Genomic DNA, 26,954 nt, shown 5'->3' with positions numbered 1-26,954 from the left:
TGGGGGGAAATCTTGCTCCCCCTCTCCCCTAGCCCCTAGCCCCTAGCCCCTTCTTGATGTGACTGATATATCCTATCCTTTACGTTCCCTAAAGGAGGGGTGCTGGTTTAAGCTGATCTGCGGGGCCAGCTTCCAACACCTTCCTGCTGTTCGGAATATTACTTTGGCATATACCTTGGCGGGCGCTGATTGTATTGACGTTTCCGCCGATCGCGCTGTTATTGCCGCCGCACAAGATGCGTTGCGGGCTGCTGCGTGTCTTAGGACCCAAGCCAAGCGGCGAGGATTTGGTTTTGAGGGTTTGCCGTGGCTGATGGTGAGTCTGAATGATGGGGAAGATCCCCATTTTCGTAAAGCGGAATTTAACTCAACTGAGTGTCCGACGGAATGTCCTCGTCCCTGCGTCATGGTTTGCCCAGCCCAAGCAATTGTGTTCGATCGCGCTAATGACCAATTTTCTGGAGTTGTCGATCCTTTATGCTATGGCTGCGGTAGGTGTTTGCCAATTTGTCCGAGCCAGTTGATTTTTGCGCGTTCTTATGTATCGACGCCGGAAGCGATCGCACCCCTAGTGCTGGAAACAGGTGTAGATGCACTGGAAATCCATACGCAAGTAGGGCGTTACAAAGATTTTGAAAGACTTTGGCAAGCCATTGCACCCAGTAGAGATCGACTCAAACTGATCGCCATCAGCTGCCCGGATGGTGAAGGATTGATTGACTATTTGCGATCGCTCTATGACTTAATCAATCCCCTCCCTTGTCCCCTCATTTGGCAGACCGACGGGCGTCCCATGAGCGGTGATATTGGCGCGGGAACCACCCATGCAGCCGTGAAATTAGGTCAAAAAGTGTTGTCCGCCGGGTTACCGGGATATGTGCAATTAGCAGGAGGCACCAACAGCCACACCGTTAGCAAGCTAAAAGCAATGGGCTTACTCAAAAATTCTTCTCCTGGGCACTCAGCACTAAAGCCGAAGCACTTATCGATCGCAGGGATTGCCTATGGTAGCTATGCTCGCGTACTGTTGTCGCCAATTCTAGATCGATTAGAAAAAACAGAAATGGTTTCTACCCCAGCAGCAGGCAAAGAAATCTCTCCCACTCAACACTCAGTTTGTCTGGAAGATGAACCCGAACTTCTCTGGCAAGCTGTGGCCCTAGCGCATAACCTGGTTTCCCAAATTAAATCAGCCCAAAATAATGTAATATAAATGTATTATGAAAGATTTCACTCATCTCGTACCAAATACTTTTCTTACTTGCCTCTGTAGGTTTACCCACTTAGTTGTGGAATAAGAGACAATTTGGTTAAACCTGCCTCACAAAGTTTTGCTTCACCTATCGATCCTTCAACTCACCACTTGTTTACCCCAAACATGATGAAAAATCCTAACGGTAAGACTCATGACGAGAAACAGGACAACCCTGAATCGCAAGCTAATGTCAAAAACGTCGCCGTAGGAAGAATGCAGATTACAGACGATCTGAATAAATTGCTGGAAATTTTGCCCCAAGAACTTCGACAGATCTTGGAGAATCACCCCTCCCGGAACAGTTTAGTTGAAGTAGTGATGGATTTGGGCCGACGCCCAGAAGCCCGCTTCCCAGGCAAAGCCGAATACTTATCAGATTTGCCTATTTCGGGAGAAGACCTGAATTATTGCATACAACGGGTAGGACATTTTAGCGGTGATAACCGCGCTGGCATTGAGCAAACCCTACACCGGATCAGCGGCATCCGCAATCGCAGCGGGGAAATTATTGGCTTAACCTGTCGCGTTGGGCGGGCTGTCTTTGGCACGATCGGCATGATCCGCGACTTGGTAGAGACTGGAAAATCTATTCTGATGCTGGGGCGTCCTGGTGTTGGTAAAACAACCGCTTTACGAGAAATCGCCCGCGTTTTAGCGGATGAACTCGATAAGCGGGTTGTCATTATCGACACTTCTAATGAAATTGCCGGTGATGGAGACGTTCCTCACCCCGCGATCGGTCGGGCCAGAAGGATGCAAGTTGCGCGTCCCGAACTTCAGCATCAGGTGATGATTGAGGCAGTGGAAAACCATATGCCAGAAGTCATCGTTATTGATGAAATCGGTACGGAACTGGAAGCTTTAGCCGCTCGAACCATTGCGGAACGGGGCGTCCAGTTGGTTGGCACCGCTCACGGCAATCAGATTGAAAACTTGATTAAAAATCCAACTCTGTCTGATTTGGTTGGCGGTATTCAGGCTGTAACGCTGGGAGATGAAGAGGCTCGCCGCCGGGGCTCTCAAAAAACAGTGTTGGAGCGCAAAGCGCCGCCGACATTTGAAATTGCGGTGGAAATGCTGGAACGGCAGCGCTGGGTGATACACGAGAACACTGCTGACACGGTAGATAACCTGCTGCGAGGACGCCAGCCGAATCCTCAAGTTAGGACGGTTAGCGAAACTGGCGAGGTCAAGATTACACGGGAATCACCCAGTACACCGACGCTAGGGACAACAACCATCACAGGAGCGAATGCGCGATCGAGTGGCTGGCGAGCCTCTGGACAGATGATGCCGTTACCTGCAAAACCAGAAACAGAGCGTTCTTCTGAAGAGAAGAGTTTTGAGCAATTGCTGAATGCCTCTTTCCAGCAGCCGATGTTGTTTGATAGCGATGCCAACAAATCAGGCCCAAATGGCGAAGATTTGCCACTGCACGTCTATCCCTACGGCGTTAGTCGTCATCAACTGGAGCAGGTAGTTCGCTTGCTGAATTTGCCGATGGTGCTGACGAAGGATCTCGATAGTGCCGATGCGGTTTTGGCGCTCAGGTCGCACGTAAAAAACCATTCTAAGTTACGGCACGTTGCCAAAGCTCATCACGTTCCGATCCACACGATTAAGGACAGCACTATTCCCCAGATTACTCATGCTCTACAACGAATGTTGAACATAGATGATACTGGTTTGCCAGAAAGTGCCGATTTGAGGTTGTTTACCCAAAGCGGCTCTGAAGACGAGCTGGAAGCTCTGGAAGAAGCCAGACTTGCTGTGGAGCAAATTGTGATTCCAAAGGGACAGCCAGTGGAGTTGTTGCCTCGTGCTGCTACTGTGCGGAAGATGCAACACGAGTTAGTCGAGCATTACCGCTTGCGATCGACCAGTTTTGGCGATGAGCCTAATCGGCGGCTGCGGATTTATCCAGCCTAGTAACGTTTTCCCCCACCAAACTAAGATATGGTGGGGGTTTTTTATTCGCTACTGACATACGAGATGATGTGAACTACTCACCGCTAAATCGGAGTACCGATTATAGCGGGAGCTTCTGTAATCATAGGGAAATGCCTCAGTTTAGACTTTCGCCCAAGCTTTGGTCTTACTTCCCCTCCTACAGCAGAGACGGCTGAACCATCCGCATGCGAGCATTCTGATCCCTTCTGCTCGAATATTGTTTGCCGCGTTCCCATCTCTGTCATGGTGAGTGCAGCACTGAGGGCAAGTCCACTCCCTTATATCTAACGGCATCTCACCAATCTGATAGAAACAATTCGAGCAGAGTTTGGAACTAGGGAACCATCTGTCTACTTCAATCAACCTTGCGCCCTTGCGTTCTAACTTATACGCTAAGAAGTTGATAAACATTCCCCATCCACAATCAGATATTGCTTTTGCCAAATTGTGATTACGAACCATGCCCTTGACATGAAGATTTTCTACTATGACAGCTTGGCTATCGCTGACTAACTTGTAACTAAGTTTATGCAGAAAATCTTGCCGTGAGTTACTAACTCTCTCGTACACTTTGGCAACAACTTTCTTGTATCTATTTCGTGAATTACTCCCCTTCTGCTTACGGGCTAATTTTTGTTGCTTACGCTTGAGATTCTTTTCATGCTTGGCAAGATGTTTAGGATTATCGTATTTAGACACTTTCTCACCATCGGTTACGACAGCAAAGTGTTTTATCCCTAGATCGATACCGTAAATCTTTCCTTCTGTCGTAGTTGGAATGCCGCCTTCTACTTCAGTTAGAATAGATGCAAAGTATTTCCCTGACGGGGTTCTACTCACGGTAACAGCCTTTATTTTTCCCTCAATCGGTCGATGTATCTTGGCTTTGACTATCCCGATATTACCTGGTAGTTTGACATTACCATCTACAATCTTGACGTTTTGAGGATACTGAATTGACTGCTTACCATGCTTAGATTTGAACCGAGGAAACCTCGCCCTACCTTCAAAAAAGTTTTTGTAAGCCGTTGTTAAGTTAAGTGTAGTAGCTTGCAATACTTGGCTATAACACTCAGCTAACCACTTCGTATCTTCTGCCTTTTTGAGTGCGGGTAAAAGTGCATTGAGTGCTGAACGTCCAAGCCCTTTACCTGTCTCCTTGTAGGTTTCAATTGACTTGTTTAAAGCATGGTTCCACCACCAGCGAGAGCATCCAAATGTCTGCGCCAATAGTGTTTGCTGCTCAATGGATGGGTATAAACGGACTTGCACTGCTTTGTGTAGCACTCAATATCACCCCCTGGTTACAGTATTGTATCACAATATATATTTAGCGGTAAAACTACTTCAGAAATGGCAATTCCTCATCGACCAACATTTCTGATTGAACTGCGCTCAATATCGGTCGTTGGTCAATTCGTCATTGCCCGCCTTATATCCCACCACTAAACGGAGTACCGTTATAGTGGGGGACTTACGGCGGAAAAGTTAAATGAGACGCATTAACAACGAAGAGCCACAAGTCGTGACTGATATTGGGCCGCTTTCAGTTGCTAGCCAAGGATTTCATGCCAGTTTGCATTTCCCTAAATAAAATACTTGACAAACTGCGATACCTATCTGTTACTATAATTAAGGAGAAAGCAATGGGGTGTCGCCAAGTGGTAAGGCAGCTGGTTTTGGTCCAGCCATTCCGAGGTTCGAATCCTTGCACCCCAGTTAGTCGGTATTATGTCTATAATTAATCCCAACATTCTAGCTCTTGACTTTGATGGTGTGATATGTGATGGGCTGCTCGAGTATTTTGAGACAGCTTGGCGTACTTACTGCCAAGTATGGTCGCCTACGAGTTTGACGCCGCCGGAGGACTTAGCACCAAGATTCTATCGGCTGCGACCAGTGATTGAGGTAGGCTGGGAGATGCCTGTGCTGCTACGTGCCTTGCTGGTGCGGATTGATGAGGAAAAGATTTGGCAGGACTGGGTGGCGATCGCGCAGCAAATCCTTCTCGAAGAAGGTCTTGTGGCGGCGGATATTGGTAGAAAGCTAGATAATATTAGGGATGAGTGGATTGCCAGCGATTTAAGCGAATGGCTGAGTCTGCATCGCTTCTATCCCGGCATTGTGGAACGATTGCAACAGCTAATCGCCAGTCCCGTACAACTGAGGATTATCACCACGAAAGAGGGACGGTTTGTGCGGCAGTTATTGCAGCAACAAAATATCGAGATGGCGGAAGGTTCTATATTGGGTAAAGAGTCGCAGCGTCCTAAGTCTGAGATTTTACGAGAATCGATCGCAACCTCAGCTGAACCGCCAGTCATCTGGTTTGTGGAAGATCGGTTAAAAACTTTGCGATCGGTACAAAAGCAGTCAGACTTGGATGCTGTGAGGCTCTATCTCGCTGATTGGGGATATAACACGCCAGCACAGCACGAATCTGTTCGCCAAGATACAAGGATTAAGCTATTATCCCTCTCCCAGTTTGCTGAGGATTTCTCGGATTGGCCTTAAAATTAAGGGTTCTGCGATCGACTTTACTTGATATCCTCAAATTCTCTATTGTTATGGTTGGTTAATTTTTTACCTCAGATGAATAGTGATGTAGGCGCAGCCTTCCCGCCGGGTACGCAGATAAATGCAGATATGAGAAGCCGAATTTTTAGGCCAGAAAAAAATCTAAAATCGACAATTCTTTAATAAATTCTTGCCAAATTTAAAGATATAAGCTAACACGCATCTAATTCGGATATTTCTAATCCGGCAATCAAACCTTCAATTCCTCTCCCACTCCCCCACTCCCCCACTCTCCCACTCCCGCTAAACATACAAATTAAATGCGTAGCAGCTTATCATTAAATCCATCTGTGTTCATCTGTGTTCATCCCTCTTCATCTGTGGTAAAAAAAATCCTAGATTTCGTACTTTTGCAATAAGTCCAATCTAAAATAGGTCAAAATGGTGTGTTAGGGCGTAAAAATTTATATAAAAATTAAACATTATGCTTGACCTAACAAAATTAGCGCGACAAATGCAAGGTTTGAGCCAACACCTAACCTTAGAGGCGGCGGCGAGTCGCCAAAGGTTGGAAGTGGCTCAGAAATTGCTGGAAGAGGCTCATGGCAGACAGGCAGAATTGGAGGATAAAATAGAGCAATGGCGCGATCGCTTCATATTTGCCCCTCCCGTACCAGTTGAGCCATTAGATACCTGCATTGACATTCCAGTTCCTCCAAAAGCTCATACCGTCATCGCCACTGATGGTTCCCAAATTGCCCCCAGTCACCACGAAATTGCCTATTGCTATCTCCTAAATATAGGTCGGGTGGTGTTGCACTACGGACAAGGACGCCATCCTTTATTGGATAGTCTACCAGAAGTTTTTTATCGCCCTGAAGATCTGTATGTTTCTCGCCAATGGGGTATTCGCACTGAGGAATGGATGGGTTATCGGCGCACTGTTTCCGAAGCAGTTGTTTTGGCAGAATTATCTACCAGTTGGGCAGAAAGTCAAGTAGATAGTCAGGAGTTAGAAAACCAGAAACCAGATCGTCCCACATCCGAACTTTCCAATCCAAAATTGGCAGTCCCTACTTTGGCAATGGTGGATGGTTCTTTACTCTATTGGTTTTTAGATCAGCTACCATCTGATGCGTGCGATCGCCTCATACCTCCAATTATGGAAGGTTGGTCACAAATGCGCTTAGCTGGCATTCCCCTGCTAGGCTACATCAGCGCCTCTCGCAGCAGCGAATCCCTCAATTTTCTGCGCTTACAAGCTTGTACCTACTCTACGCCCAACTGCGTCGTCCATTGCGACAACTTAGAGAAAACGCCTTGTCAAGTTTTCGATCCTTTGCGGGATACAGCGCTTTGGGCATCTCGTTTGAAACCCGGACAACGCAGTACTCTATGGCGCAGTACTAATAAAATTCTAAATTTCTACGACGATGCCCAGAAAATCTATTTCTGCTATGTCCACGTAGGCAGCGAAATTGCCCGAATTGAAATTCCGGCGTGGGTGGCAGAAAATTCGGCATTGCTGGATTTATCTCTTGGTTTGATGTTAGCGCAAATTCAGAAAGGTTATGGTTACCCAGTAGTTCTTGCTGAAGCACACAATCAGGCAGTGGTAAAAGGGGCCGATCGCGCTCGTTTCTTTGCCCTTCTCGAACAACAAATGATTAGAGCAGGGTTAAGAAATGTGGGAACATCTTACAAAGAAACCCGCAAGCGTGGTAGTATCGCTTAAATTTATCTACCCCGCCAGTCAGACCCACACCATAGCAGCTTCTGCTTGGTGTTGGGATGAAAGGTGGGTCTTCATTGGGTACTCAATGTACCCAATGAGGACAAATCATGCTACTGTATTGTAATCTGCATTTTCTATAAAATGTTAGTTTACGAAGCCAAGCTAAAAGGAACAGAAACCCAGTACCGCATCATTGATGAGATGTTGCGGACTGGGCTTTTTGTCCGCAATAAAGCTTTGCGATACTGGATGGATAATCCAGGAGTAAACGGCATGGACTTGAACAAATATTGCAAAGTTCTGGCTGACAATCCTGAATTTCCTTGGGTTAAAAAACTTAACTCAATGGCAAGACAGGCAATGGCTGAACGTGCTTGGTCAGCTATAGTTCGATTTTTTGATAACTGCAAACAGAAAGTACCAGGCAAAAAAGGTGATCCGAAATTCAAGCGTTCGCTGACCAGAGCATCAGTTGAATACAAAACCTGTGGTTGGAAGCTTTCAGAAGACAGGAAGTATATCACATTTACTGATAAATTCGGTGCTGGCACTTTCAAGCTTTGGGGAAGTAGAGATTTAAATTTTTACCAAATAGACCAAATTAAACGGGTTAGGATCGTTCGTCGCTCTGATGGATATTATGTCCAGTTTTGCCTTAATCATGAAAGGAAAGAAACTCATGAATTAACAGGTAGAATGTTAGGGCTAGATGTTGGTTTAAACCATTTCTACACCGATTCAGAGGGTAATCAAGTAGAAAACCCTCGCTTTTTACGTCAAGGTGAAAAAGCACTCAAGAGAGCGCAACGCCAACTTTCACGAAAAAATATTGGGTCAAAAAATAGAAATAAAGCCAAGAATCGCTTAGGTAGGAAACACCTAAAAGTTGAAAGGCAGCGTAAAGACTTTGTTATAAAATTAGCAAGGTGCGTAATCCAGTCTAGTGATTTGGTAGCCATTGAAGACTTACAGGTAAAAAACATGGTAAAGAATCATCATTTAGCTAAATCAATTAGTGATGCTTCTTGGTCGATGTTTAGACAATGGCTTGAATATTTCGGTCAGGTATTTGGAGTACCAGTTGTAGCTGTTCCTCCGAACTATACATCGCAGGATTGTTCTAATTGCGGTACGGTAGTTAAGAAAACTTTAAGTACTAGAACTCATCAATGCCATCATTGTGGGCATATTCAAGATCGAGATTGGAACGCGGCTATTAATATTCTAAATATTGCGCTATCCATCTTAAATAAAATGTTAGAAAATACCGTCGGGCAGACGGGAATTAACGCCTCTAGAGAGAACGACCTCTGTTTAGTTGGGTCAACTCAATTAAGTAAGCCGACTCGTGGAAAGAGGAAGCCCAAAGAGCAATCTTTGGAGTCCCGCGCTATATTTGGTACTCCGAATTAGCGTCGGGAGGATGTCAATTCATTTCACTCAATTTTGCTTTGTACTCATTAATTTTTTTATCCTTAGCACCGTAGGCAAGCACGGTCATTTTTTCCAAATCTAGCACTTCGACTATTGCTGTCCCGTCTTTTTCCACCCAGGAATTTATATGAACATTGGGGCGAATTTCTACGGAGCGTATTGTTTCTGACCCGGTTTTACCTTTTTCGTTACCTGTAAGATACTCCCATTTATACTTGTTGGCTGCTGGAAATTGCGCCTTGATTTTTAGTTCTCCAAAATCAATAAGAAATGTTTTACCTACCCATTGAACTTTTTGAGGTTGTAAAGTTGGTTGTGCAGTTGGTTGTGCTGCTTGTGGCGGCGTTGGCTGCGTACAGCCAGCCAACGCCGTTACTGCTAATACTGCAATTAAAACAAATTTTATCGCTTTCATAGTTTTAGAGCAATTGCACGACTATAATTATTCCATATATTACCATGCCGTTTAAAAAACAGATAAAAATTTTACATATATAGCTAGGGGCTAGGGGAAGAAGGGTTGAGAATGAAGGTTTTGGTGGAATTAAGATAAGAACGTCTTAACCGCCCTAAAGTTGCTATATCTTCAAGCTAAATTCCGGATTTTCCCTGTAGCATTCGTCACTATAATATAAACTGAAACTCTCCATATCGCTTATATGGTAAAAACTTCCTGCCTTATACTAAGTAGCAATGATTACTTAGGGGCAACCAAGGTGACTTTTCTGTTTTAGCGATCGCGCTCGTTTCTTTGCCCTTCTCTAACAACAAATGATTAGATCAGCTTATGTCTTCCAGGTTTGATATGCTAATTTATTGTATAGCAACCGTCAGGGCGGTTAGGGCATCCTAAAACGCCATAACCAATTCACAGAAAGCATTTTACTTTTGAATGAGTGACTTTTGCTATAGCTTATGCCTTAAAAAGATTCTGGCTCATCTACCAGCGTTTCTATCAACAAATCCACTTGTTGTCGCCGCTGTTGCAAAAAAGTTTCGCATTGGCGCAAGTATTGAACAGCAGCTGCAAATTCCTCAAAAACTTCAGCTAGTTCTAACTTACCCGATTCTATTTGGGCGACTAACTTTTCAATTTTTGCGACGTTATCTTCGTAATTCCAATCATTTTGGAATGAAATATCAGGAGAATTAATCATCAATCATCCTTCTTTAATTTTCTTCGTGTCTTTCGCGTCTTGGTTGTTAAAATTTTATCCAAAATCTCAATAACTTTTACTTTTACTTGACCCTCACCCAACTCAATCGATAAGTCTTGCCCTAGTTTTAAACTAGCAGCAGAACGAGCAATACTTCCATCTTCTTGTCGGACTACCGCATAACCGCGTTGCAGCACAGATTTTGGATCGAGAGTTTCCAGCTTTTGCGATAATAGCTGACAGTGCCGATCGGCTTGCTCAAATCGCTGGGTTGTTGCTTGCACCAAACGTTGACGCAACCAACTAAGCGACTGAGTTTCTTGCTGAACTTGCCTATCTAACCGCAGTCGCCGTAAGCGATTTCGCAACTGTGCCATTCGATCTTGAGCTATTTTTAATTGCCGATTTACAACTTCATGCAATGTAGCAATTCGCTCTTGATGTTCAACAATTAGATCTGTGAGTTCTGGCACAACTTGTTCAGCCGCAGCTGTGGGAGTATGGGCGCAGAAATCGGCTGTCAAATCTGCCAGAGATTCATCTCGCTGATGAGCAATTCCAGTGATGACAGGGATGGAACACAGAGCGATCGCTCTTACCACCCTTTCATCATTAAAGCAGCCCAAGTCCTCAACCGCACCACCTCCCCGCGACAAAATTAGTACTTCCGCCCGACCATCCCGCTCTACCCGTTCGATCGCTGCTACAATTGATGCTGGTGCCTGCTCACCTTGTACTGTGGCTGGAGAGAACAATACGTGCAAACCGGGGTAACGTTGTATGAGTGTTTGTTTAATATCTCCCCAAGCGGCAGCAGAAGGTGAGGTGACAACGGCAATTGTTTGGGGATGAGAAGGAAGCGGACGCTTTCTTTCCTGGGCAAATAAACCTTCTGCTTCCAGACGCTTGAGCAGTTGGCGATAACGTAACGCTTGCAACCCCTCCCCTGCCGGGAAAGCCTGCCAAACAGTCAGCTGATACTCTCCCCGCTGACGATAGACACGAATATTGCCCAAAATAATCAGCTGTTCCCCGCGCACTGGCATCTGTACCAATTTGCCGAGTTGGTTAGTCCACACCACGCAGCGAATCGTCGCTTTCCCGTCTGAGTCTTGCAGCGTAAAAAACAACCCGCTAGGATGTCGGTTGGTACTGGAGACTTCTCCAAACACCCATACCTGCCGCAGGTGGTCATCTTCTTCTAACAGACTCTGGATATAGTCTGTCAACCCACCCACTGATAAAGCTGTTTCTGGAATTAGAGTATCGGAAAGGTACGAAGTCATCACAAGTGCGATCGGAGAGATCTGATTCCTAATTGCTATTTTTTAGGATAAAATTGGACATTACGCCAGAAGGCGGACAATGCTCAGATCCTTAATATAGATTAAACAACCTGGGACATTCCAGTACGGTCGGAAAAGTCTAAACTAGAATAGTATATCTGTTCTAGTCTTAACTCCCAGACTACCAAATTTTAAACCTCCTATCCTAGAGGCACAAATGGCTATTGCAACAAATGATACAGCTGGCAAAGAAAAAGCTCTAAACCTGGTACTCAAGCAAATTGAGCAACAATTTGGCAAAGGAGCCATAGTGCGCTTGGGAGATGCCACCCGGATGAGGGTAGAAACCATTCCCAGCGGCGCATTAACTTTAGATTTAGCTCTGGGTGGTGGTTTACCCAAGGGACGGGTAATTGAAATTTACGGCCCAGAAAGTTCAGGTAAGACGACAGTGGCGCTGCACGCGATCGCGGAAGTGCAAAGATCTGGTGGCATTGCCGCCTTTGTCGATGCCGAACACGCCCTAGATCCCACCTACGCCGCTGCCCTGGGCGTCGATATTGAAAATTTGCTCGTTTCGCAACCGGACAATGGCGAATCAGCTTTAGAAATAGTCGATCAGCTAGTTCGTTCTGCGGCAGTTGATGTCGTAGTGATTGACTCCGTAGCGGCGCTGGTGCCTCGCGCTGAAATTGAAGGCGATATGGGTGATTCCCACATGGGTTTACAGGCTCGCTTGATGAGCCAAGCCCTGCGTAAGATCACAGGTAACATCGGTAAATCGGGCTGTACCGTAATTTTCCTTAACCAACTGCGCCAAAAAATCGGCGTCACCTACGGTAACCCAGAAACCACCACTGGCGGTAATGCGCTCAAGTTCTACGCCTCAGTGCGACTGGACATTCGCCGCATTCAAACTTTGAAAAAAGGCGCAGAAGAATTTGGTATCCGCGTCAAAGTCAAAGTTGCCAAAAATAAAGTCGCTCCCCCCTTCCGCATTGGCGAGTTTGACATTATCTTCGGCAAAGGCATTTCCACTATGGGCTGTATTGTGGACATTGCCGAAGAGATCGGCGTGATTATCCGTAAAGGAGCTTGGTACAGCTACAACGGTGAAAATATCGCCCAAGGTCGGGACAACGCCATCAGGTATTTAGATGAGAATCCCCCAGTTGGTAAAGCAATTCAGCAGCAAATCCGCGAAAAACTAGATAAGGGAGCCGTAGTCTCTGCCAACTCGGTGGCGCATCCAAGCGATATAGCCGAGGAAGAAGAGATGCTAGAGGACGTAGAATAACCCCAAAGACCGGCTCTTCCGTACTTACTATGCTATTTGAGTAGAGGGGGAGAGGGGGAGAGTGGGAGAGTGGGAGAGGAGAAAATCAATAAAAATGTTCTTAAGTGAACAAAAGCATAGCAACTCCGAAAGAGCCGCTTTCTTCCACTCTCCTATTTGGTCTTTGGGTTTGGTCGCCCCCGGATTCATCCTTGGAGTCAATCCAAAATCCTAGAATCCAAAATCCAAAATTGATTGACTCAATTTTTCTCGACAGGTGTCTGGCGACTGCTGAAAAAGCGGTCTAAAATATCCGATCGCTCAGATGCGCTCAAGTGGGGCAAAGAAGATGGTGATGTTGGCTCTTCGGAAGCGGCTTTCAGTTTGTCGATCCTAGATGTATCTTTTGGGGGTTTGGCAAGGAATGGCTGCTCCTCTAAAATCGATGTGAACATGGGATCTGCTATTGGTGACCTTTGAGGCTGTGTAATTCCGTTGATTTGAGCCAGTAGCTCTGGGGATACCGCCTCTGCTGTTTGACAAGTCTGACCGAAGAAAAAAGAAATCGCTAAACTTCCCAGGCGTATTCGATCGCCATCTTGGAGCAGTACCCGCTTTAAAACTGGTTCGCCGTTGACAAAGGAACCGTTGGTGCTGGTTAGGTCAACTAAGTAAAAACCTTCGTTGTGGACGTGCTGAATGGCGGCGTGGCGACGAGACATCCATTGATCCCGAACTGGTAAGCCAATACGACGATCGCGGCCAATAACCCAGACTCTCTGAGGCTGAAATAGCCGCTGCGTTTTCCCGTCAACCAAATTGGTGTTTATATAAGCTTGCTGCCCCTGCACCACGCCTTGTACGTAAGCTGGTGTAAAGCTGCTCAGAGATGAAGAGGATGCGTTTTCTAACTGGAGAATTTCATCCAGTAAACCGCGATTATGCTCGTAAATCTTTAAAAATACCTGATATAAACCGAGGCGTTTTTCCAGTTCCATACCTTCAGACGACTCCAGGAGCGCATTTTCCTACTTTTTAAGTTATGATTTTTAAGAGTCGGATGAATCCGGGGGTCAATGACCTTATCCAACATGGAAAATCGGGAATCGAATTATCCACCGCCCTATTTTTTCTAGTTATGAATTGTACTAAAAGAACTTGACTGTGGCTTTAGCCAAAGGGCTTTTGCCACGCAAGGAAGGAAGTGGGAAAGGGGCAAATCTCATTGTCAACGTTTGAAATCCGCTTTGGCGCTGACAGCACAAGGCTCAGAGGCTTCAAATTGGTATTTAACCAAATTAGCCAGTTCCTGTAGCTGAGAGATAGCCTCTGCACCTTCTAGCTTCATTAATTCCCGATCGTCTCGCATCTCTGTCCAAGTGATACCGTAATCCGATACTAAAAATCGAATCAAATGACTGTCCCCCAAGCTCACCATAAAGGAGGCGCTCGTCATTTGGCCGCCGCAGGTATAGCAAGAAGCAAGGTATCCTCTACGCTCTAGGACGATCGCCAGCGCTTGAAGATTCATCACTAGATCTTGAACAAATTGGCGGTGTTGCTCTGCAAGTCTGATAAACACGGTTATCCTCCAACCACCACACCTAATTGTAGACTTATTTTACATTTTCTTAATAATTCAGACATTCTGGGGTTGGTCAAAAGGGGTACAAATCTTTTGAACGATACGACTAACTGCTTTGTTCTAGCTTAACCGACCGATCGCATCGGCGACGTATCAAGAGTGACATTACGCTCGACACTACTGCATCTTAGACGCCAAAAGATAAATCCAGTTCCTTCCAAAGAAGGAATTTAGCAGCAGGTAAGGCTGAAAAATACAGATTTTCTTAAGCCTCCTGCGCCCAGATGTCTAAATTTTCTATCTTTGGCAAGATTTAATTAACTTGCCACCAACCCAGGGCTGGGCCAATAAATCGGACACTAACCCAGGCAACAACCAGTAACCCAATACCAATCCAAGCACCACGAGTTGTCCACTGGACAAAGGCTTCTGCTTGAGATTTAGTAACTGGTAACCATCGGCTCAGGGAGGATTCTTGGCCGTATTTTTCTCCGAGTGTGGCTTTACGCCGCTTTGCTTCGCCCATAACTCTAAAGTAGTAAAATCTCTCTTTGGCTTGATGATAGCGTCAGTGTTACGACGATCGCCAGCTTTTTGACAAAAATACAATTATAGTAGACAAAATTTTTTAGCAGTCAATCGAAAGAGTGATTTTAGCGATCGAAACTCAACAGGTTGAGGTCTAAATAATTGATTTTAGCGAATGGCCCTAGAGCCGCTAATACCTGCTGACCGTAGCTGCGGTGGATAACACGACTGTCTAGCAGGGCTAGAGCGCCTTGGGTTTCCCGCACGGGTGCGATCGCTCGTTGCAGAGAGGTAAGAGCTTCTGGCAACAGATACAGGCGAAACCAATCCTGACGCTGCTGCTTGTAGTAGGCAACTCTACCCGCCACCAAGGGATTTTCCAGAGAGGGAATAGGTAACGTTGCGATCGCTAACAAAAGAGGTGCCGGTAGGACATCCTGATGCGCCAGCCAAAATTCCCAACCAGTAACCAAGATGCCATTATCATCCAAACAAGTTTTTTCCACCTGAACCCGCGAACCAAACTCAGCCGCCAGAAGTGCTGCCACCTGAGCCTTGAGCGGCGTATCGCTCACTAACAGAACCGTGAGCCCCCTAACTGCCGTACTAACAATAAGCAGTCTGCGGATTTCCAACAAAAGAGCCGCTTGAAATTGTGGCGTATTGGGCATAGGCAGTCCATCTGGCAGATACAGATGAATCAATTCATTTTGACGATCGGTCGAGAACTTCAGACAAGTTAAATCTCCCAACCCCAAGCGCTGGCGATACATAGTCGCCTCTGCCTCCAACTCCAAGGCACCGCCGATTAAAACCACCGACTGTTGCTCCCAGATACTGCTAAGATTTGAAGCCACATCCACTGGGCCGCAATACAAAGAAAACTGACCTTGGCGGCGGGCAATTTCAGCCCAGACTAGCTGGCCATCGCTTTGAAATTGCTGCCAAAAAATTTTCCAGACATTTGGTAAATCTAAATCAGCAGGCGATATATTTCCCTCTGCTTCATCTTGGTTTGCTAATTCACGATACAAACGCCTCAAGATATCTTGTTCTTGAGGTTCAATCAGACAGCATTCGTAGGGATTGGGGGGATGGTGGAACACCGCCAAAGTCAGTTGCACCCGTGCATTGCGAATTGCCCTTGCCTGGGATGGTTTGGCCAACATCAGTTCGTCCCAGTCCTGGGGTTTTATACCAGCAGTCAGCTGGTTGCGAGTCCAGGCTTCCAAATCGTCAACTCCGTCTACGATCGTAGGAATCCCAGTGCCAAATAGCTGTTGCGTTGTCAGCCGATCAGCTAACCAAGCTTCTGGCGTGGTGAGTAACAGTCCCTGGAAATCACCATCAGGCAAACCATTGCCAGTTCTGATCGCCTTCGGATTGCGAATCCACCCCAGCAACTGGGGAATTTCCACCTTGAGCAGACGTTGCTGCACGGCTTCCGTGGCTACCAGAATGACTGGCCCCGGCCAGATCAAGGCTGGTGCCAAATAGCTCAGGCGATACCGCTGGTTGATGCCTGCCGGAAATCCCACCTGAATCAGGGCGCTGCGCCCCAGTCGCAAAGCACGTGCTACCAGCCTTGCCATCGTTAAATGATGGGGCCAGTATGCTGCTCCTAGCGATCGCAGGAAGGCTCGTAGTGAGTTGTGAACTTCTACCTCAATCACAAGTTCAATAATTCTCGTACTGACTTTCAGTCTGACACAGGCTAAGGAAGAAGGGGCTAGCCCCTAGACCCTAGCCCCTGTTTTGCCAAAATGCGTAAGACCTATGTAAAATGATCTCTAAAATTTGTGGTATGAAAAATCGTTTTTTTCGGCTTGGACTTCTGCTATTCGTGTCTGTTGTTTTCTTCCTGGGCTGGTGGACACCGCCTGCCTCGGCTTTCACAGAAGAACAAAAATTGATAACTCAAGTCTGGCGAATTGTCAACCAGTCGTATGTTGATGACACATTCAATCATCAAAACTGGTGGTTTGTGCGGCAAAAGGTGATGAAGGAACCGCTAAAAAATCGAGAGGAAACTTACGCCGCAATTAGGCAAATGCTGGCAAGTCTAGACGATCCTTTTACGCGACATCTCCAGCCCAGTCAATATCGCAGTTTACAGGTAACAACTTCTGGAGAGCTAACAGGAGTAGGGCTGCAAATTGCCCTGGATGAAGAGACAGGGGACTTAGAAGTTTTGACACCGATTGCAGGTTCACCAGCCCAGGCGGCAGGTATTCAACCGAGCGATCGCATCTTGGCAATTAATGGTGTCCCAACAAAGGATATCAGCCTTGACGAAGCAGCAGCCAGTATGCGTGGGCCTATAGGTACTTACGTCACCCTCACAGTAGCACGAGGTCAGGCAGAACCACAAGAAATTAAACTGGTACGCGATCGTATTGCCCTCAATCCAGTGTTTGCAGAATTACGAAGGGATTCAGACAGTATCCCCGTTGGCTACATTCGCCTCAATCAATTTAACGCTAACGCAGCTAAAGAGTTGGCAAACGCCATAACGAGTCTAGAGCAACAAGGAGCAGATGCCTACATTCTAGACCTGCGGAACAATCCAGGTGGTTTGTTGCAAGCAGGGATCGAAATCGCCCGCTACTGGTTGGATAAAGGCACGATCGTTTATACAGTAAACCGACAAGGAATCATCGGTAACTTTGATGCCACAGATTCCGCCCTAACCAAAGATCCCCTAGTAGTTTTGGTCAATCGGGGCACTGCGAGTGCCAGCGAAATTCTCGCCGGTGCCTTGCAGGATAACCATCGCGCTTTCCTAGTAGGCGAAAAAACCTTTGGTAAAGGTTTAATCCAGTCATTGTTTGACTTGTCGGATGGGTCTGGATTGGCAGTGACTGTTGCCAAGTATGAAACTCCCAACCATCACGATATCAATAAGTTGGGTATTATACCCGACCGGGTTGTCACCGGGGAACCTCTAGCCCGCGATCGAGTTGCTACACAGGCAGATAGTCAATATCAAGCAGCCCTAGAATTTTTCACCTCTTCGGCTGTTCTTGCTAATGCTTCTTAAAAAAGAAGTTTCCAGCTTTAGTGGTTGAGTTTTCAGTAAAATATTTTACTGAAAACTCAATCACTAAAGGAGAATGAGACGCTTGATAAGCTCGGCTATGCCGACTGTGTATGAGCTAAACTTAGTGGCACGATAATTAGTTCTTGAAAGTTTTGCTGTTTTTTGCTTAAAATTTAAAATTCTTAGTCAAAGCATTTGAACTACCCGCCGCGAAGTCGCCATTGCAGCGGGTTTGTGACGTTTTATCGCCACCAGTTGTCTAAAACTTCCACATTGTCGATCGCAACTCAGCAAAGCTGATTGGCCAATTGACGACAGCCTTTTAATTCCAAACTGGGATTGCTGCGATACTCAGTTTCTGGAACCCAGACGTTAATTGCACGATCGAATCCGATCGAATAGATGTATTCAACGTTCGGGTCGTAGTTGACGCCCACTCTCAAGTTAGAAAAATCATCTTCACAAATCTCATAGCCGAACCTAACGACAATCTGAGCTACTAAGCACTCAGGAGTATCGCAGTATTCTCCGCAGGTGTCTCTTTCTTCCCAGAACTTCTCTAGAAAGGGTTGGAGGATGGGCAGGATTTTATTAGGTGCGCCATTTCTGCTGGCGTAGACGATTACAGGATTGCCTTCTACAACGATGTGACAAGGTGTAGGCATTGTTTCTGGAGATACGGGTTTCTCTATCCAGGGTAGCGTCCTTCTCTGTTACTCCGGTAGAGGCAAATAAAAGGGGCTAGGGAAAAGGGGCTCCAGGGGAGCGGGAGAGTGGGAGAGTTCCGGGGAAGAAGAACACAGATTTCTCTATCCGTGCATAGTCCGATCCTGAAGTTTTATGTAAATTTTTGTAAAAAAAAGCATTTTGTAGCTAAAGTTACAGAATCTTCTGATAGATTAATTATGTAAGACAACAAAGCGATCGAAAAAACCAGGAGAAACTACTATGTCTGCTAACGAACAAGCTCGCGCCCTGATGCTGCGTCATCAACATCTAGTTAAGAATCGGCAGCAAGCCATGCTGGGACGTGCAGCAGCTGAAGTTGGTTTGCCGATGGATGGAGAAAATTTGAGCAATACCCAAGACAAGCAAAATCCCAGCTTTCGGGCAAGCTAAGATGGCAGCAATGCGGCTTTGAGCTACCATCTGTCAAAAAACAAGTTAGACATTTGCAATCTTTCTTTTCTTGCTGAGAAATGGATTTTTGCACTCACCTAAAATGTAACAATTCTTGATGACTTATAATCGACGAACAGGGCGTTCTTCTTGACGAAGAAACGCCTTTAAGTTTTTGGGGCGATTAGAAACCCGATAAATTTGACGTTAGCCAACCCAGCTTGGAGTTTTGAAGTAAAGACGGGTGAGTCAGAGTTGAAGGGAAGACGAAAAAGTGGAAAGCTGGGAACTATAAATGTGACGGCCAAATCATGCCGTATAGAAGCTACCTTTGAAGTATCCAAGCAAGATGTGCATCTGACTGATGCAGAAGGGTTATGGCGACACGACATCAGCCCCAATCAGCACGCTGTTTTAGAGAGGAAATTGGTTCTGTTTCTGTTGGAAACCAAATTAAAGCCATATCTCAGTTGGGCGCAGTTATGCTACGAGTGTACTCCGATGGAAAAGCAGCCAGAAGCGATCGCACTCATTGCAGAATCCGATCTGAAAAAGACGATCGATCTTATTATTGCAGCGGAAACTAAAGATATTCTGGAGCTAGCCACAATAGCAGGACTGAACCCCAAGATAGATTTTGCAGGCGGTAACTGGCGCGGAACTAGCCTAAGTGCGAACCTGATTGAAACAAATCTAAGCAACACCAATTTCAGCGGTGCAAAAGTAAACGAAGCCCGATTCGGGAAAAACATAGGCATCTCGGAAGAGGCGAAGTTAAACCTCAAGCAGCGCAAAGCGATTTTTGAAGAAGGGCTATGGGAAGAGGGGGTAGGGGATAGGGGATAGGGGATAGGGGATAGGGGATAGGGGATAGGGGATAGGGGCTAGGGGATAGGGGAAGAAGATTGTCCCACTCCCCACTTAGCACGGCATCCGAAGCACTACTCAATGAGATGTGGCAGCATGGACTAGATAAACTAAGGTAGTTTGTTGGCATTTTTGAATAATTTGGAAAAAGTTTATGGTTGGTGCAGGTTTTAAAGATTCCAGCAAAATACGCCAATCTGTTATGGGTCTAATCTTGTTGGCTTTATTCCCTATCGCCTACTCGGTTCCCAGTTTGGCTCAGACACCTAACTCAGGTCGTAGCAGTTCCGTGCAAGCCGAAAGAGCTTACACTTTAGGATCTGGCGATCGCATTCAACTGGATATCTTCAACGTCCCCGAATACAGTCGGGAATACCAGATCTTGGTGAATGGCACCGTAAATTTGGCTCTAATTGGCAGCGTGTCGCTTCAGGGACTTACGCTCGAACAAGCTGCCAACGTAATTTCCAATCGATATGCCCGCTACCTCAGACGCCCCATCGTTACCGTCAGTTTGGTAGCGCCGCGACCCTTGCAAGTGGCGATCTCAGGAGAAGTTAATCGTCCCGGTTCTTACATCATTCCCCTCACCGCTTCAGGTGGAGCTGTCCAACAGCCAACGCTGACGCAGGCGCTTACCCTTGCTGGAGGGATTACCCAGTCGGCAAATCTACGATCGGCCCAGGTACGTCGCGTAGTACGAGGTGGTACGCAAACCATCAACGTCGATCTCTTTGCATTGCTAAGAGGAGGCGACCTAAATCAAGACATCACTTTGCGGGATGGGGACAGCATTTTTATTGCCCCTACAGCCAACATAAACCTGGCAGATGCACCCATAAAAGCAGAGGCTAGCTTCGCTCCCGCTCAAAATCAACCGCTGAATGTAGTCGTAGTTGGGGAAGTGACTCGTCCCGGCCCTCTGGTAGTTCTACCAGATCAAAGCGGGTCAAGACCCAGCGTGTCGCGGGCGATTCAAGTAGCTGGGGGAGTAACTCAATCTGCGGACTTGGGCCGCGTGCAGGTACGCCGAACAACGCGAGGCGGCAGAATACAAAGCATTGCTGTGAATATCAACCGATTGTTGCAGGCGGGCGATCGCACTCAGGACTTGATCTTGCAACAGGGAGATACAGTTGTTGTGCCAACCGCAGCGAACATAAACTTACAACAGGCATTTCAAACAGCAAACACCAGCTTAGCTCCCACCCAAATTCAAACTTTGAATATTGTCGTAGCAGGCGAAGTAACTCGTCCCGGTCCCCAGCTAATCCCGCCAGATCCAAGCGGAGCCCAATCCAGCGTGTCGCGGGCAATTCAAATCGCTGGGGGAGTCAACCAATCAGCCGATCTCAGTCGAGTTCAGGTACGACGGACTGGACGAGGCGGTGGACTGCAAACCATCACGGTAAATCTGGAGCAGCTATTGGCGGCAGGCGATCGCACCCAAGACCTAATCCTACAACAGGGAGATACCATCTATATCCCTCCCACAGCCGACATAAACCTAGCAGAAACTGCTCGCATAGCAAGAGCAACTTATGCTCCCACTCAACCTCAACCCATAAATATTGTCGTAGCTGGTGAAGTGACTCGTCCTGGCCCTTATACCGTTCAGGCAGCTCAAGCAGGTGCCTTACCTACCTTGTCGCGGGCAATTCAAGTTGCGGGGGGAACTACGCAATCCGCTGATATCGGGCAAATACAGATTCGCCGACTGACTCAAAGCGGTACGGAACAATTCACCAGCGTGGATCTTAATCAGTTGTTGCGGGGGGGCGATCGTCGTCAGGACTTGTACCTGCAAGAGGGAGATACAATTGTTGTTCCAACGAGCAGAGAGGTCAATGTAGCGCAATCCCTCGATATAGCATCTTCCAGCTTTGCAGCCGATCCATCTCAACCTTTGAATGTCGCCGTGGTAGGGGAAGTGCAGCGTCCCGGTACTTACACCCTTCAGACGGTTAGACCAGTAGCTGGGGCACCGGGTTCCCTACCTTCTTTCGCTGGGTTACCCACCGTGTCCCAGGCGGTTCAACTGGCTGGGGGAATCACTCAATCTGCTGATATCCGCCGCATTGAGGTGCGCCGCAACACGCGAGCGGGGTATCAACAAACACTAAGCGTGAACTTTTGGCAGCTGTTGCAGTCGGGCGATCGCTCTCAAGATGTGGTATTACAGCAGGGAGATACAATTTTTGTGCCTGTTGCTGCCGATGTCAACCCAGCAGAAGCAGCCCAGATAGCCCAAGCAAGTATTTCTCCCACTACGATTAGAGTCAATGTGGTTGGAGAGGTAGTCAGACCAGGGCTTATACAGGTGCCACCCAATACACCGTTGAATCAAGCTGTCCTAGCAGCAGGAGGATTTAACAATCGCGCTCGCAAAAGCTACGTAGACTTGCTTCGCCTTAACTCAAACGGCACAGTTTCTCGAAGAAATGTGGAAGTGGATTTTGCCAAAGGAATTAGTGAGGAAGGCAACCCTACACTCCGGGATAACGACGTGATCGTCGTGCGTCGCTCTACCATAGCTGGTATCTCCGACACTTTGGGTACAGTTTTAAATCCGGTAGGTAGTTTCTTCTCGCTATTCAACTTTTTCAGAATTTTTGGAAGCTTTTAATAATTTCAGATTTAAAATTTAAAATTTAAAATAGTCAATCCCAAATAAATTTTAAATCTGCAATTCTTAAATTTGAAACTTTTCCAGCACTTCAACAGTAAATAGATAGAGGCTAAAATGAAAATTAAACCATATACTCAGCCGATAGTACCTAATAATAATGGCAGACAGTTTCAGCAATTTCCGAATATCTACTCAGACCCGCCTTATGAGGAAGAGGGCAGCAAATTGGATCTGCGTCAGATTTTGGGAGTTTTACGTCGCAGATTCCTAGTCGTTGCGACTGTGGCTATAGGAGTAGCTTCCGTAGTTGGGACGCGAACCTGGAATAGTCAGCCACAGTATATTGGTAGCTTTCGGGTGTTAGTAGAACCTATCACCGCTGAAACTAAGGTTGCTCAAACTTTCGGCGCGATTGTCTATTCCATCTTGGATTACGATACTCAAACTGAGGTTTTACGCAGTCCCAGCGTTATGACTCCTATTATTGAGAAGATTAAAGCTAAGTATCCAGAAATAACTTACGAATCTCTCATCGGTAATTTAATAATTACCCGGTTAGGACAAACTAAGATTATAGAGGTGCGTTACCAAGATGTCGATTCTAAAAAAATTAACGATGTCTTGCAGCAAGTCGCTGACGGATATTTATCCTACAGTCGGACAGAGCGACAAAGCGATGTCCGACAAGGAATTGACTTTGTGCAAGAGCAGTTGCCGAATTTACGGCTGCGAGTTGACACTCTACAGGCAAGATTGCAAAAGTTTCGACAGCAATACAATTTCATAGATCCTGAAACTAAAGCTCAAGAATTGTCCGGGCGAATGAACGGCATTTCTCAAGAGCAGAGCAATACTAAAACAAGACTGGATGAAATGCGATCGCTCTACGGAACGTTGCAAGGACAGTTGGGACTACAGCCTAATGAAGCAATTTTAGCTTCGGCTCTTTCGGAAGCATCCCGCTACCAAAAGTTACTTAGCGAATTCCAGGACGTAGAAACTAAACTTGCCGTTGAGTCAGTCAGATTTACACCAGAAAACCCAACCATCCTAGCTCTCAAAGAGCAAAGAGAAAAATTGCTGCCCTTAATTAACAAAGAGGCACAAAGAGTTTTGGGAAACAACTTGTCTCCAGCTACGATTAATAGAGAAAGACTCACCTACCAAAATTCTATTCGTTTATCTCTGACTCAGCAATTTGTTGATACTACAAACCAAATTAAAGTCTTAGAAGTTCGCAACAAAGCCCTAGATCAAGCTTCAGCGTTATTGATTCGAGAATTTCAACAAATGCCAATCAGAGCGCGTGAATACACTGACCTAAAACGAGAATTAGAAGTTTCTACCGACAGCTTACTCCGATTTCTATCAAGCCGGGAATCCCTAGAAATTGAAGCAGCCCAAAAAGCAACTCCTTGGAAACTAATTAATACCCCGGACGCAGCAGTTGTGATCTCTCCTAGTAAGTATCGCAATATTATGCTGGGGGTAATAGCCGGGTTGATATTAGGTGCTGGCGCAGCTTGGTTAGCAGAAATGCTCGATAGTGTATTTCACTCTGTTGATGACCTCAAAGAGAAAAGTGGAATGCCTATTCTGGGTATTGTTCCGTTTCACAAATCAGTCAAAAAACTCTTTCCTGTCACAGAAACAGCCCGGATACTTGCGGGAGAAAATCAAAAAAATGCGCCTGCGGATAGCAATTTACGGCGGTATAACGCTTCTCCATTTGTAGAAGCATTTCGCTCTCTATACACCAATGTACGCTTGCTCAGTTCCGATTTGCCTATCCGCTCTTTAGTTATTAGTTCATCTACACCCGCAGAGGGTAAAACTTTAGTAGCTTTGAACTTAGCTCAAGCAGCAGCAGCTATGGGGCAGCGGGTGTTGTTGGTGGATGCGGATTTACGTCGTCCCCAGGTTCATGAAAGGTTTGGTTTGACGAACATGAGAGGGTTGAGCAATCTTATTTCCGCAGAAGATTTAGATATAAATGATGTTATCCAGCAATCTCCCCTGGAAGAGAATCTATTTGTGATGACTTCCGGTCAAGTTCCACCAGATCCAACTAGACTGCTTTCATCAGAAAAGATGCAAAATATCATGGCGCAACTCCAGACAGCTTTCAATTTAATCATTTATGACACGCCTCCTCTGCTCGGTTTCGCAGACGCTAATATCCTGGGTACTACTACAGATGGTGTGGTGCTGGTTGTGGGACTTGGAAAGACCGATCGTTACTCGTTGATGCAAACCATAGAGGGATTGAAAATGTCTGGCACACCTGTTTTAGGTATGGTTGCTAATGGAGTTAAAAAGAACACAGTTCACTGGCACGATTCTTACAATCGCTATTACACTCAGACAGCAGAGAAGGGGCTAGGGGCTAGGGGCTAGGGGCTAGGGGCTAGGGAAGAGGGAACAGGGAACAAGGAAGAGGGAACAGGGAGAAGATTGAAATTAAATCTAAAATCTCAAATCTCAAATTCCTCTTTTCCTCTAGTCCTTAGACCAATGATTAATGACCAATTACTAATTACTAATGACCAATGACTAATGACAAGAGACCAGAAATTCCTAACTGTGCCTGGAAGCGCCCGATCGGTCTAGGTTGGGAGAAGCCCTATAAAGTTCGCTCCAAAAGTAATCTAGATGATGGCCCTTGGCACGGAGCTACTTTGGGTGGCTTTGGATCTGGTTGCATTGGTCGATCGCCACGAGGTGATTTTAACCTCTGGCATCTGGATGGAGGAGAGCATACCTTCCAGAACTTCGCTGCTTGCCAGTTTAGTGTTTTTGAGGAGACAGGACCCAGCAAGCAAGCTTACACTCTGTGTACCGAACCGCCAGCAGATGGTACTTTATCTGCGTGGAAATGGTATCCAGCTTCTCTGGAAGTGGGGACAGGAAATACCCAATCTTCTCTAGCTTCTACGGGAAATTATTACGCTTTATATCCGCGCAGTTGGTTTGTTTATGAAGGGGTATTTCAAGCAGATCTGACTTGCGAGCAGTTTTCTCCAATTTGGCCGGGAAATTATCAGGAAAGCTCGTACCCTATCGCTATTTTTGAATGGACTGCCCACAATCCTACTGACAAGCCAATTACTATTAGTATTATGCTGACTTGGCAGAATATGGTGGGTTGGTTTACTAATGCTAATAAGACGCCACAGGTATCTGTTCGGGACGATGGAAGTCCTGTTTATGAGTACGAACCGCGATTGGGGAATAGCACGGGCAATTTTAATCAGTGGGTTGAAAATGAACACCGGCACGGCTGTCTGTTAGACCGATTTCGCCCTGATATCTATGATGTGGGGGAAGGGGAAGGACAGTGGGCTCTAGCTACTCTCAGTAATCCCAGTCTGGAAGTGTTTTATCACACTCGCTGGAATCCGGCTGGGGATGGTTCGGATATCTGGCAAAGTTTTGGGGCGGATGGTTCGTTAAGCGATCGCGAAAATGAATTGGCTGCTGTGACTGGGGAACAGATAGGAGCCGCTCTAGCTGTGCGTTTCACCATCAGACCGGGCAAAACTCGCAAAATTCCCTTTATTTTAGCTTGGGATTTGCCAGTCACGGAATTTGCTGCTGGTATTGAGTATTACCGACGTTATACAGATTTCTTTGGTCGCAACGGTAAGAATGCTTGGTCAATGGTTCGTACCGCTCTCAAGCACTACGAGACTTGGAGAGAGCGCATACAAGCTTGGCAGCAGCCGATTCTCGATCGCGAGGATTTACCGTCTTGGTTTAAAATGGCTCTGTTTAACGAGCTTTATGACCTCGCCAGCGGTGGCACTCTCTGGAGTGCGGCAGACGAACGCGATCCGGTGGGTCAGTTTGCGGTGTTGGAGTGTTTGGATTACCGTTGGTACGAAAGTCTGGATGTGCGGCTGTACGGCTCGTTTCCCGTGCTTATGTTCTGGCCGAAATTGGAAAAAGCGGTGTTAGAAGCTTATGCGCGGGCTATTTCTACCAGCGATGATACTTCTAGAATTATTGGTTATAACAACGCATCGGCTATTCGCAAAGCCGCTAATGCAACTCCCCACGATCTGGGTGCGCCGAACGAACATCCTTGGGAAAAGACTAATTACACCAGCTATCAAGATTGCAACTTGTGGAAGGATTTATCCTGTGATTTTGTTTTGCAGGTTTATCGCTATTTTGTGTTTACTGGTAAAACAGATGTCGAGTTTTTGAGGGATTGTTGGTCTAGCGTAGTCGAGACACTTGCTTATCTGAAAACCTTCGATCTAGATGGGGATAGCATTCCAGAAAATTCTGGTGCGCCGGATCAGACTTTTGATGATTGGCAACTAAAGGGAGTAAGTGCGTATTGCGGCGGGTTGTGGTTGGCGGCGCTGTCAGCTGCTCTAGCGATCGGCAATATTCTAGGAAAGCAGGAGGAATCCCACTTCGTCTATGGGGACGACAGGAACCCCACCCCCAACCCCTCCCCGTCTACGGGGAGGGGAGTAGGAGTAGAGGAGGGGGTGTGGTCAAAACCCGTTGGTGATGTAGGGGACAAGGGGGACAAGGGGGACAAGGAGGACAAGGGGGACAAGGG

General features: G+C 46.4%; 20 protein-coding genes, 1 tRNA gene and 1 pseudogene. 13 read left to right on the top strand and 9 right to left on the bottom strand.

Annotation, left to right across the window (positions count from 1 at the left end):
• The first annotated feature begins 58 nt into the window (after nt 1-58).
• Both ldpA and LAY57_RS11280 read left to right on the top strand, forming a co-directional pair.
• A complete protein-coding gene (ldpA, locus tag LAY57_RS11285) occupies nt 59-1,213 on the top strand; it encodes a circadian clock protein LdpA (protein WP_249066528.1) in 1,155 nt (384 codons plus the stop codon).
• A 255-nt stretch (nt 1,214-1,468) separates the two neighbouring features.
• Nucleotides 1,469-3,184, top strand: coding sequence for a R3H domain-containing nucleic acid-binding protein (locus LAY57_RS11280; RefSeq protein ID WP_249066642.1), 1,716 nt, complete (start codon nt 1,469-1,471; stop codon nt 3,182-3,184).
• Between the two features lie 83 nt (nt 3,185-3,267).
• On the opposite strand, the pseudogene LAY57_RS11275 reads toward LAY57_RS11280, so the two are convergent.
• Nucleotides 3,268-4,492 (bottom strand): annotated as a pseudogene (locus LAY57_RS11275) (RNA-guided endonuclease InsQ/TnpB family protein).
• Between the two features lie 360 nt (nt 4,493-4,852).
• Here LAY57_RS11275 and LAY57_RS11270 point away from each other — a divergent pair.
• From LAY57_RS11270 to LAY57_RS11255, 4 genes are all read left to right on the top strand, one after another.
• Nucleotides 4,853-4,924 (top strand) — tRNA-Gln (locus tag LAY57_RS11270).
• Between the two features lie 12 nt (nt 4,925-4,936).
• Entirely contained in the window at nt 4,937-5,719 is a 783-nt protein-coding gene (locus LAY57_RS11265; RefSeq protein ID WP_249066527.1) for an HAD family hydrolase, read from the top strand.
• Between the two features lie 487 nt (nt 5,720-6,206).
• Complete coding sequence (locus tag LAY57_RS11260) at nt 6,207-7,457, top strand: DNA double-strand break repair nuclease NurA (RefSeq protein WP_249066526.1); 1,251 nt, start codon at nt 6,207-6,209, stop codon at nt 7,455-7,457.
• A 141-nt stretch (nt 7,458-7,598) separates the two neighbouring features.
• Complete coding sequence (locus LAY57_RS11255; protein WP_249066525.1) at nt 7,599-8,870, top strand: RNA-guided endonuclease InsQ/TnpB family protein; 1,272 nt, start codon at nt 7,599-7,601, stop codon at nt 8,868-8,870.
• A 13-nt stretch (nt 8,871-8,883) separates the two neighbouring features.
• On the opposite strand, the gene LAY57_RS11250 is transcribed toward LAY57_RS11255, so the two are convergent.
• From LAY57_RS11250 to xseA, 3 genes are all read right to left on the bottom strand, one after another.
• Nucleotides 8,884-9,306: a MoaF-related domain-containing protein gene (locus LAY57_RS11250; protein ID WP_249066524.1), complete on the bottom strand. Its 423-nt coding sequence runs from the start codon at nt 9,304-9,306 to the stop codon at nt 8,884-8,886.
• 505 nt (nt 9,307-9,811) lie between these two features.
• A complete protein-coding gene (gene xseB, locus LAY57_RS11245; RefSeq protein ID WP_249066523.1) occupies nt 9,812-10,048 on the bottom strand; it encodes an exodeoxyribonuclease VII small subunit in 237 nt (78 codons plus the stop codon).
• Nucleotides 10,048-11,334, bottom strand: coding sequence for an exodeoxyribonuclease VII large subunit (gene xseA / locus LAY57_RS11240; RefSeq protein WP_249066522.1), 1,287 nt, complete (start codon nt 11,332-11,334; stop codon nt 10,048-10,050). Before xseA ends, xseB begins: the two co-directional genes overlap by 1 nt.
• A 217-nt stretch (nt 11,335-11,551) precedes the next feature.
• On the opposite strand from xseA, the gene recA reads away from it, so the two are divergent.
• Nucleotides 11,552-12,631 carry a recombinase RecA gene (gene recA, locus LAY57_RS11235; RefSeq protein WP_249066521.1) on the top strand — a complete coding sequence of 360 codons (1,080 nt, stop codon included), beginning with the start codon at nt 11,552-11,554 and terminating at the stop codon, nt 12,629-12,631.
• 239 nt (nt 12,632-12,870) lie between these two features.
• On the opposite strand, the gene LAY57_RS11230 is transcribed toward recA, so the two are convergent.
• The 4 genes from LAY57_RS11230 to LAY57_RS11215 form a co-directional block, all read right to left on the bottom strand.
• Nucleotides 12,871-13,608: an FHA domain-containing protein gene (locus LAY57_RS11230; RefSeq protein ID WP_249066519.1), complete on the bottom strand. Its 738-nt coding sequence runs from the start codon at nt 13,606-13,608 to the stop codon at nt 12,871-12,873.
• A 230-nt stretch (nt 13,609-13,838) separates the two neighbouring features.
• On the bottom strand, nt 13,839-14,192 hold the full coding sequence (locus tag LAY57_RS11225) for a DUF1815 family protein (protein ID WP_249066518.1): 354 nt from the start codon (nt 14,190-14,192) through the stop codon (nt 13,839-13,841).
• A 316-nt stretch (nt 14,193-14,508) separates the two neighbouring features.
• Nucleotides 14,509-14,721 (bottom strand): DUF2839 domain-containing protein, encoded by a 213-nt coding sequence (locus tag LAY57_RS11220; protein ID WP_249066517.1) that lies wholly within the window; start codon nt 14,719-14,721, stop codon nt 14,509-14,511.
• Between the two features lie 127 nt (nt 14,722-14,848).
• Nucleotides 14,849-16,396 (bottom strand): ATP-dependent DNA helicase, encoded by a 1,548-nt coding sequence (locus LAY57_RS11215; RefSeq protein WP_249066513.1) that lies wholly within the window; start codon nt 16,394-16,396, stop codon nt 14,849-14,851.
• A 131-nt stretch (nt 16,397-16,527) separates the two neighbouring features.
• On the opposite strand from LAY57_RS11215, the gene ctpA reads away from it, so the two are divergent.
• On the top strand, nt 16,528-17,763 hold the full coding sequence (gene ctpA, locus LAY57_RS11210; protein WP_249066511.1) for a carboxyl-terminal processing protease CtpA: 1,236 nt from the start codon (nt 16,528-16,530) through the stop codon (nt 17,761-17,763).
• Between the two features lie 287 nt (nt 17,764-18,050).
• On the opposite strand, the gene LAY57_RS11205 is transcribed toward ctpA, so the two are convergent.
• On the bottom strand, nt 18,051-18,428 hold the full coding sequence (locus tag LAY57_RS11205; RefSeq protein ID WP_249066510.1) for a histidine kinase: 378 nt from the start codon (nt 18,426-18,428) through the stop codon (nt 18,051-18,053).
• 283 nt (nt 18,429-18,711) lie between these two features.
• On the opposite strand from LAY57_RS11205, the gene gifA reads away from it, so the two are divergent.
• From gifA to LAY57_RS11180, 5 genes are all read left to right on the top strand, one after another.
• Nucleotides 18,712-18,882: a glutamine synthetase inactivation factor IF7A gene (gene gifA, locus LAY57_RS11200; RefSeq protein WP_249066509.1), complete on the top strand. Its 171-nt coding sequence runs from the start codon at nt 18,712-18,714 to the stop codon at nt 18,880-18,882.
• A gap of 201 nt (nt 18,883-19,083) precedes the next feature.
• Nucleotides 19,084-19,728, top strand: a complete 645-nt coding sequence (locus LAY57_RS11195; protein ID WP_249066508.1) for a pentapeptide repeat-containing protein — start codon at nt 19,084-19,086, stop codon at nt 19,726-19,728.
• A 175-nt stretch (nt 19,729-19,903) separates the two neighbouring features.
• Nucleotides 19,904-22,375, top strand: coding sequence for an SLBB domain-containing protein (locus tag LAY57_RS11190; RefSeq protein ID WP_249066507.1), 2,472 nt, complete (start codon nt 19,904-19,906; stop codon nt 22,373-22,375).
• Nucleotides 22,376-22,492: 117 nt separating this feature from the next.
• Nucleotides 22,493-24,775: a GumC family protein gene (locus LAY57_RS11185; RefSeq protein WP_249066506.1), complete on the top strand. Its 2,283-nt coding sequence runs from the start codon at nt 22,493-22,495 to the stop codon at nt 24,773-24,775.
• Nucleotides 24,776-24,927: 152 nt separating this feature from the next.
• On the top strand, nt 24,928-26,954 hold a 2,027-nt coding region (locus tag LAY57_RS11180; protein WP_249066505.1), incomplete at its 3' end, for a GH116 family glycosyl-hydrolase.

The sequence above is a fragment of the Argonema antarcticum A004/B2 genome, assembly GCF_023333585.1.
Lineage (GTDB): Bacteria > Cyanobacteriota > Cyanobacteriia > Cyanobacteriales > Aerosakkonemataceae > Argonema > Argonema antarcticum.
The sequence above is the reverse complement of the archived record's forward strand: the minus strand, read 5'-3'. Positions and strand labels throughout refer to the sequence as shown.

Bases quoted from the DNA above. Each gene is read 5' to 3' on its own strand.
- LAY57_RS11280 (WP_249066642.1), top strand. From the start codon at position 1,469: ATGCAGATTACAGACGATCTGAATAAATTGCTGGAAATTTTGCCCCAA.
- LAY57_RS11265 (WP_249066527.1), top strand. From the start codon at position 4,937: ATGTCTATAATTAATCCCAACATTCTAGCTCTTGACTTTGATGGTGTG.
- LAY57_RS11260 (WP_249066526.1), top strand. From the start codon at position 6,207: ATGCTTGACCTAACAAAATTAGCGCGACAAATGCAAGGTTTGAGCCAA.
- LAY57_RS11255 (WP_249066525.1), top strand. From the start codon at position 7,599: ATGTTAGTTTACGAAGCCAAGCTAAAAGGAACAGAAACCCAGTACCGC.
- LAY57_RS11250 (WP_249066524.1), bottom strand. From the start codon at position 9,306: ATGAAAGCGATAAAATTTGTTTTAATTGCAGTATTAGCAGTAACGGCG.
- xseB (WP_249066523.1), bottom strand. From the start codon at position 10,048: ATGATTAATTCTCCTGATATTTCATTCCAAAATGATTGGAATTACGAA.
- xseA (WP_249066522.1), bottom strand. From the start codon at position 11,334: ATGACTTCGTACCTTTCCGATACTCTAATTCCAGAAACAGCTTTATCA.
- recA (WP_249066521.1), top strand. From the start codon at position 11,552: ATGGCTATTGCAACAAATGATACAGCTGGCAAAGAAAAAGCTCTAAAC.
- LAY57_RS11230 (WP_249066519.1), bottom strand. From the start codon at position 13,608: ATGGAACTGGAAAAACGCCTCGGTTTATATCAGGTATTTTTAAAGATT.
- LAY57_RS11220 (WP_249066517.1), bottom strand. From the start codon at position 14,721: ATGGGCGAAGCAAAGCGGCGTAAAGCCACACTCGGAGAAAAATACGGC.
- ctpA (WP_249066511.1), top strand. From the start codon at position 16,528: ATGAAAAATCGTTTTTTTCGGCTTGGACTTCTGCTATTCGTGTCTGTT.
- LAY57_RS11205 (WP_249066510.1), bottom strand. From the start codon at position 18,428: ATGCCTACACCTTGTCACATCGTTGTAGAAGGCAATCCTGTAATCGTC.
- gifA (WP_249066509.1), top strand. From the start codon at position 18,712: ATGTCTGCTAACGAACAAGCTCGCGCCCTGATGCTGCGTCATCAACAT.
- LAY57_RS11190 (WP_249066507.1), top strand. From the start codon at position 19,904: ATGGTTGGTGCAGGTTTTAAAGATTCCAGCAAAATACGCCAATCTGTT.
- LAY57_RS11185 (WP_249066506.1), top strand. From the start codon at position 22,493: ATGAAAATTAAACCATATACTCAGCCGATAGTACCTAATAATAATGGC.